Origin of the sequence: Suipraeoptans intestinalis (assembly GCF_009696485.1) — a bacterium.
Taxonomy (GTDB): Bacteria; Bacillota; Clostridia; order Lachnospirales; family Lachnospiraceae; genus Suipraeoptans; species Suipraeoptans intestinalis.
In genome coordinates, this window is the sequence record NZ_VULY01000032.1 from 1 (window position 1) to 6,096 (window position 6,096).

Here is a 6,096-nt window from a genome sequence, read left to right on the forward strand (position 1 = left end):
TCAAACAGGGAGAAATCCATAATGATCTGCCCTTCGTCAATGGGATCGATCTGCTTTAGCCCTCCGTATCTGCTTCCCATTCCCGCTGCCATAATGACCACCGGTTTTTTTCATTTTCCTTACCAAAACTCTTTCTATCTGTCATTGTTTCCGTCTGTACTTCCTCTCTCTTTGATTCCGCCTGTAACGCGCCGATGATTTTTTTCCGACAGGAACAAGTATAAAACAAATGTGGGAAGAAATACAATGATAACCGCTGCAAACATTCCCGCCCAGTTACCGGTGTACTGCATGGACTGCAGCATTCCGTAAAGCCCACTGCCACCGGACGCAGCTCGTCACTGTTGGCAAAGATCAGAGACAGGAAATATTCGTTCCAGATATTGATAAAATTAAAGATCGTTACCGTCACGATCCCGGACTGTGCCATCGGAACATGATCTTCCAAAACGTTCTGGCCGGCGGACATCCGTCGATCGCCGCCGCCTCCTCATACGTCCTTGACAGGTTGGAAAAAAGGTCAGAAGAAAAATCGTCGTATAAGGGATATTGATCCCCGTATACAGAAAGATCAGCGTCACCTTGCTTGCCAGAAGACTGTTTAAGATGCCATATTTGCTACTACGCCAAACAGCGGCAGGATGATCATGGTGATCGGCACTCCATCGCCACAAATCCCGTCTGGATCACCTTGTTTCCCAGAAAGGTAAACCTGGAAAGCACATAGGCTGCCGGCGCGCAGATCAGGATCAGAAATACAGGAGATCACAGAATACAGCAGTGAATTCTTAAAAAAGGTAGCCACACCGCCGGATCCCACGCCTGTACATAATTTTCAAAATGAAGTCCTGTAGGAAATTTCAGCGCATCTCCCTTGAAAATATCTGCCGTGGTAGACAGACTTGCCGCTGCGATCCATCCCAGGAGCAAAAGGGTAAATCCTACCCACAACAACACCACCAGATACCCGGGGCCAGCTTTAACTCTTTTTTCCAGTTCCATCTTTGTTTCATCAGTTGCTCCCCCTTTCTAAAATTCCAGATCGTCGTCTTTGATCAGCAGGTTGCAGACGGTAAACACCAGAACCACGCAGAGGCAGAGCACGATCCCGATGCTGGCTCCATAGCCTGCATTTCTCTCTGTTACCGCATTCCCCGCCCCGAAAATGTTCATGTACATATACTGCACCGGAACAATGGTGGCCTTGTTGGCCGTCACGGAAGAAAACAGCTGGGACCATACAAAAAATGCCGCCGTGCTGACTGACCACATGGTAATGTTGGTCTTAAACACTCCTTCAGCAGAGAAGTGTCATATATCTGAACTGCTGAGGCTTATTGGCCCCGTCAATTGTAGCCGCTTCAAAAATCCGGACTGATCCTTTCGATCCCGCTCATCCAGATCAGCATATGATAGCCCACCATTCCAAAACAGTAGGCGATCAGCAGCGCCCAAAATACATTATCCGGCGCTGTCCACTGGGTCTTGGCCAGCTTGTCCAGCCCTACAAACTCCAGTACACTTTTTAACAGTCCGAACTTAGGACTGTACACATACTGCAGCCACATAGTTGCCAATGCAACTGCACTCACGATATTCGGAAGATAAATGATGGCACGAAATACTTTTTTCCCTTTGATCCCGCTGGTCAGGATCACGCCCAGAAGGAGTGACAAAAGCATGACGATCAGTCCGCCAAACAGCCAGATCCTTCCAATGTTCCACATGGCTGTACGGAAAATATCCGTCGACAACAGTTTTTCGTAGTTACTGATTCCCACAAACTGCCACATATCCGCGGTATCTGTAACCGACTCGATCTTAAAAAAGCTCATCAGGACCGTTCTGATGATCGGATATAGAAATACAGCCAGGAACATGATAACTGCCGGCATCAGAAACCCAATTATCATTCCCTTATTTTTCTTCACGCAAATCCTCCTTCTTCTTACAAAATATGGTGGCGAAGGCAGTCTGCCCATGCCACCATATTCCCCTCACTGCTCTCTCAAACTTCAAACAGTTTTTATTTTTCTGCTGCGGTCTTGCAAGCCTTTACGAACTCATCGGCTGTCATCTTGCCGCCCATCAGCTTTAATACGTTTTCGCTTAATGCCGGTGTCAGGTCTCCGTTATTTCTACACCCACTGCCCAGTCATAGAAAGTAGTGGTTGCATCAAATCCCGGTTTTACTTCCTGCAGCTCTGTCGGCCATGCATCTGCATTTGCCTTGTCGGCCGGGATGCAAAGAGCTTCCTCTGTCATCTTCTTATCGAAATCTCCTGCCGCGATATAGGTGATCAGTTCAAATGCCTGCTCTGCCTTCTTGGAATCCTTGTTGATCGCAAATACCTGGTTTGCAATGTTGTTTGCCGTTGCATCATTGGTTCCGCCGGATACTGCCGGATAATTGAAGTATCCCATTTCAGATCCTTGGATACCGAATCCTTGATCTCGTTGGGCAGCCAGGATCCGCAGATGATGATTGCTGCATCCCCCGGTGCAAATTCCTGATTCTGTCCTGCCGGATACACATTGGACTCTATGTTCTCGGAGAAGTATCCCTTACTTGCAAAGTCTTCCAGATCTTTCGCTGCCTGTGCCACTCTCGATCATCCCAGCTCACTGCCTCGATCTCCCCTGCTTCCACCTTTTCCTTCACTGCCGGATCTCCCACCAGTGCCTTTACGCCATCCTGTCCCAGATAACGTCCCAGGTGATAGCCAAGGAAAGAGGTTGCATAGGCTCCGTCGCCTGTGATCGGTGTGATCTTTGCTTCCTTCAGCTTTGCGCACACTGCGTCAAACTCTTCCCAGGTAGTCGGAACGCCTCGATTCCTGCCTTTTCAAACAAGGTCTTGTTGTAGAAGAAACCGAAAATAGACGGCTGGTAAGAATAGAATGCAGCGTTGCATCTCCGTCGTGAGTCTGTCCGTATGCGTTTCTTGCAATCTGGAACAGCGTCGTATTTCCGTGCTCTCAAAATCTTTTGCCAGATCTTCCAGATCCAGCCTCCGTTGACGACGGATCTCGTTGTCGACTGTTTGATGAGGATGTCAACAGAGTCAACGGATCCTGGGAAAATATCTGCTGGATCTGGAAGATCTGGCAAAAGATTTTGAGGCAGAGCACGGAAATACGACGCTGTTCCAGATTGCAAGAAACGCATACGGACAGACTCACGACGGAGATGCAACGCTGCATTCTATTCCTTACAGCCGTCTATTTCGGTTTCTTCTACAACAAGACCTTGTTTGAAAAGGCAGGAATCGAGGCGGTTCCGACTACCTGGGGAAGAGTTTGACGCAGGTGGCGCAAAGCTGAAGGAAGCAAAGATCACACCGATCACAGGCGACGGAGCCTATGCAACCTCTTTCCTTGGCTATCACCTGGGACGTTATCTGGGACAGGATGGCGTAAAGGCACTGGTGGGAGATCCGGCAGTGAAGGAAAAGGTGGAAGCAGGGGAGATCGAGGCAGTGAGCTGGGATGATCCGAGAGTGGCACAGGCAGCGAAAGATCTGGAAGACTTTGCAAGTAAGGGATACTTCTCCGAGAACATAGAGTCCAATGTGTATCCGGCAGGACAGAATCAGGAATTTGCACCGGGGATGCAGCAATCATCATCTGCGGATCCTGGCTGCCCAACGAGATCAAGGATTCGGTATCCAAGGATCTGAAATGGGGATACTTCAATTATCCGGCAGTATCCGGCGGAACCAATGATGCAACGGCAAACAACATTGGCAAACCAGGTATTTGCGATCAACAAGGATTCCAAGAAGGCAGAGCAGGCATTTGAACTGATCACCTATATCGCGGCAGGAGATTTCGATAAGAAGATGACAGAGGAAGCTCTTTGCATCCCGGCGACAAGGCAAATGCAGATGCATGGCCGACAGAGCTGCAGGAAGTAAAACCGGGATTTGATGCAACCACTACTTCTATGACTGGGCAGTGGTGTAGAAAATAACGGAGACCTGACACCGGCATTAAGCGAAAACGTATTAAAGCTGATGGGCGGCAAGATGACAGCCGATGAGTTCGTAAAGGCTTGCAAGACCGCAGCAGAAAAATAAAAACTGTTTGAAGTTGAGAGAGCAGTGAGGGGAATATGGTGGCATGGGCAGACTGCCTTCGCCACCATATTTTGTAAGAAGGAGGGATTTGCGTGAAGAAAAATAAGGGAATGATAATTGGGTTTCTGATGCCGGCAGTTATCATGTTCCTGGCTGTATTTCTATATCCGATCATCAGAACGGTCCTGATGAAGCTTTTTTAAGATCGAGTCGGTTACAGATACCGCGGATATGTGGCAGTTTGTGGAATCAGTAACTACGAAAAACTGTTGTCGACGGATATTTTCCGTACAGCCATGTGGAACATTGGAAGGATCTGGCTGTTTGGCGGACTGATCGTCATGCTTTTGTCACTCCTTCTGGGCGTGATCCTGACCAGCGGGATCAAAGGGAAAAAAGTATTTCGTGCCATCATTTATCTTCCGAATATCGTGAGTGCAGTTGCATTGGCAACTATGTGGCTGCAGTATGTGTACAGTCCTAAGTTCGGACTGTTAAAAAGTGTACTGGAGTTTGTAGGGCTGGACAAGCTGGCCAGACCCAGTGGACAGCGCCGGATAATGTATTTGGGCGCTGCTGATCGCCTACTGTTTGGAATGGTGGCTATCATATGCTGATCTGGATGAGCGGGATCGAAAGGATCAGTCCGGATTTTATGAGCGGCTACAATTGACGGGCCAATAAGCCTCAGCAGTTCAGATATATGACACTCCTCTGGCTGAAGGGATGTTTAAGACCAACATTACCATGTGGTCAGTCAGCACGGCGGCATTTTTTGTATGGTCCCAGCTGTTTTCTTCCGTGACGGCCAACAAGGCCACCATTGTTCCGGTGCAGTATATGTACATGAACATTTTCGGGCGGGAATGCGGTAACAGAGAGAAATGCAGGCTATGGAGCCAGCATCGGATCGTGCTCTGCCTCTGCGTGGTTCTGGTGTTTACCGTCTGCAACCTGCTGATCAAAGACGACGATCTGGAATTTTAGAAAGGGGGAGCAACTGATGAAACAAAGATGGAACTGGAAAAAAGAGTTAAAGCTGGCCCCGGGTATCTGGTGTGTTGTTGTGGGGAGGATTTACCCTTTTGCTCCTGGGATGGATCGCAGCGGCAAGTCTGTCTACCACGGCAGATATTTTCAAGGGATGCGCTGAAATTTCCTACAGGACTTCATTTTGAAAATTATGTACAGGCGTGGGGATCCGGCGGTGTGGCTACCTTTTTAAGAATTCACTGCTGTATTCTGTGATCTCCTGTATTCTTCTGATCCTGATCTGCGCGCCGGCAGCCTATGTGCTTTCCAGGTTTACCTTTCTGGGAAACAAGGTGATCCAGACGGGATTTGTGGCGGCGATGGGAGTGCCGATCACCATGATCATCCTGCCGCTGTTTGGCGTAGTAGCAAATATGGGCATCTTAAACAGTCTTCTGGCAAGCAAGGTGACGCTGATCTTTCTGTATACGGGGATCAATATCCCTTATACGACGATTTTTTCTGACTTTTTTTCCAACCTGTCAAGGACGTATGAGGAGGCGGCGGCGATCGACGGATGTCCGCCGCCAGAACGTTTTGGAAGATCATGTTTCCGATGGCACAGTCGGGATCGTGACGGTAACGATCTTTAATTTTATCAATATCTGGAACGAATATTTCCTGTCTCTGATCTTTGCCAACAGTGACGAGCTGCGTCCGGTGGCAGTGGGGCTTTACGGAATGCTGCAGTCCATGCAGTACACCGGTAACTGGGCGGGAATGTTTGCAGCGGTTATCATTGTATTTCTTCCCACATTTGTTTATACTTGTTCCTGTCGGAAAAATCATCGGCGCGTTACAGGCGGAATCAAAGGATAGAGGAAGTACAGACGGAAAGAATGACAGATAGAAAGAGTTTGGAGGTAAGGAAAATGAAAAAACCGGTATTGGTCATTATGGCAGCGGAATGGGAAGCAGATACGGAGGGCTAAAGCAGATCGATCCCATTGACGAAGAGGGGCAGATCATTATGGATTTCTCCCTGT

Annotated in this window: 4 protein-coding genes and 5 pseudogenes; 5 read left to right on the plus strand and 4 right to left on the minus strand. The window is 48.5% G+C overall.

Annotated features, from left to right (window positions below; translation table 11 throughout):
• Positions 1-134 precede the first annotated feature (134 nt).
• The 4 genes and pseudogenes from FYJ34_RS15280 to FYJ34_RS13385 all read right to left on the minus strand — a co-directional run bounded on the left by FYJ34_RS15280 (position 135) and on the right by FYJ34_RS13385 (position 2,797).
• Positions 135-1,013: pseudogene (locus FYJ34_RS15280) on the minus strand (carbohydrate ABC transporter permease).
• 16 nt (positions 1,014-1,029) lie between these two features.
• Positions 1,030-1,931 (minus strand): annotated as a pseudogene (locus FYJ34_RS15285) (carbohydrate ABC transporter permease).
• Between the two features lie 190 nt (positions 1,932-2,121).
• On the minus strand, positions 2,122-2,424 hold the full coding sequence (locus FYJ34_RS13380; protein WP_235899528.1) for a hypothetical protein: 303 nt from the start codon (positions 2,422-2,424) through the stop codon (positions 2,122-2,124).
• A gap of 118 nt (positions 2,425-2,542) precedes the next feature.
• Positions 2,543-2,797: a hypothetical protein gene (locus tag FYJ34_RS13385; RefSeq protein WP_330582675.1), complete on the minus strand. Its 255-nt coding sequence runs from the start codon at positions 2,795-2,797 to the stop codon at positions 2,543-2,545.
• 456 nt (positions 2,798-3,253) lie between these two features.
• Here FYJ34_RS13385 and FYJ34_RS13390 point away from each other — a divergent pair, with 456 nt between their 5' ends.
• The 5 genes and pseudogenes from FYJ34_RS13390 to FYJ34_RS15295 form a co-directional block, all read left to right on the plus strand.
• Complete coding sequence (locus FYJ34_RS13390) at positions 3,254-3,679, plus strand: type 2 periplasmic-binding domain-containing protein (RefSeq protein ID WP_235899529.1); 426 nt, start codon at positions 3,254-3,256, stop codon at positions 3,677-3,679.
• A gap of 42 nt (positions 3,680-3,721) precedes the next feature.
• Positions 3,722-3,916 carry a hypothetical protein gene (locus FYJ34_RS13395; RefSeq protein WP_235899530.1) on the plus strand — a complete coding sequence of 65 codons (195 nt, stop codon included), beginning with the start codon at positions 3,722-3,724 and terminating at the stop codon, positions 3,914-3,916.
• Positions 3,917-4,170: 254 nt separating this feature from the next.
• Positions 4,171-5,065 (plus strand): annotated as a pseudogene (locus FYJ34_RS15620) (carbohydrate ABC transporter permease).
• 16 nt (positions 5,066-5,081) lie between these two features.
• Positions 5,082-5,929, plus strand: a pseudogene (locus FYJ34_RS15290) (carbohydrate ABC transporter permease).
• 53 nt (positions 5,930-5,982) lie between these two features.
• A pseudogene (locus tag FYJ34_RS15295) lies at positions 5,983-6,096 on the plus strand (nucleotidyltransferase); the annotation flags it as partial.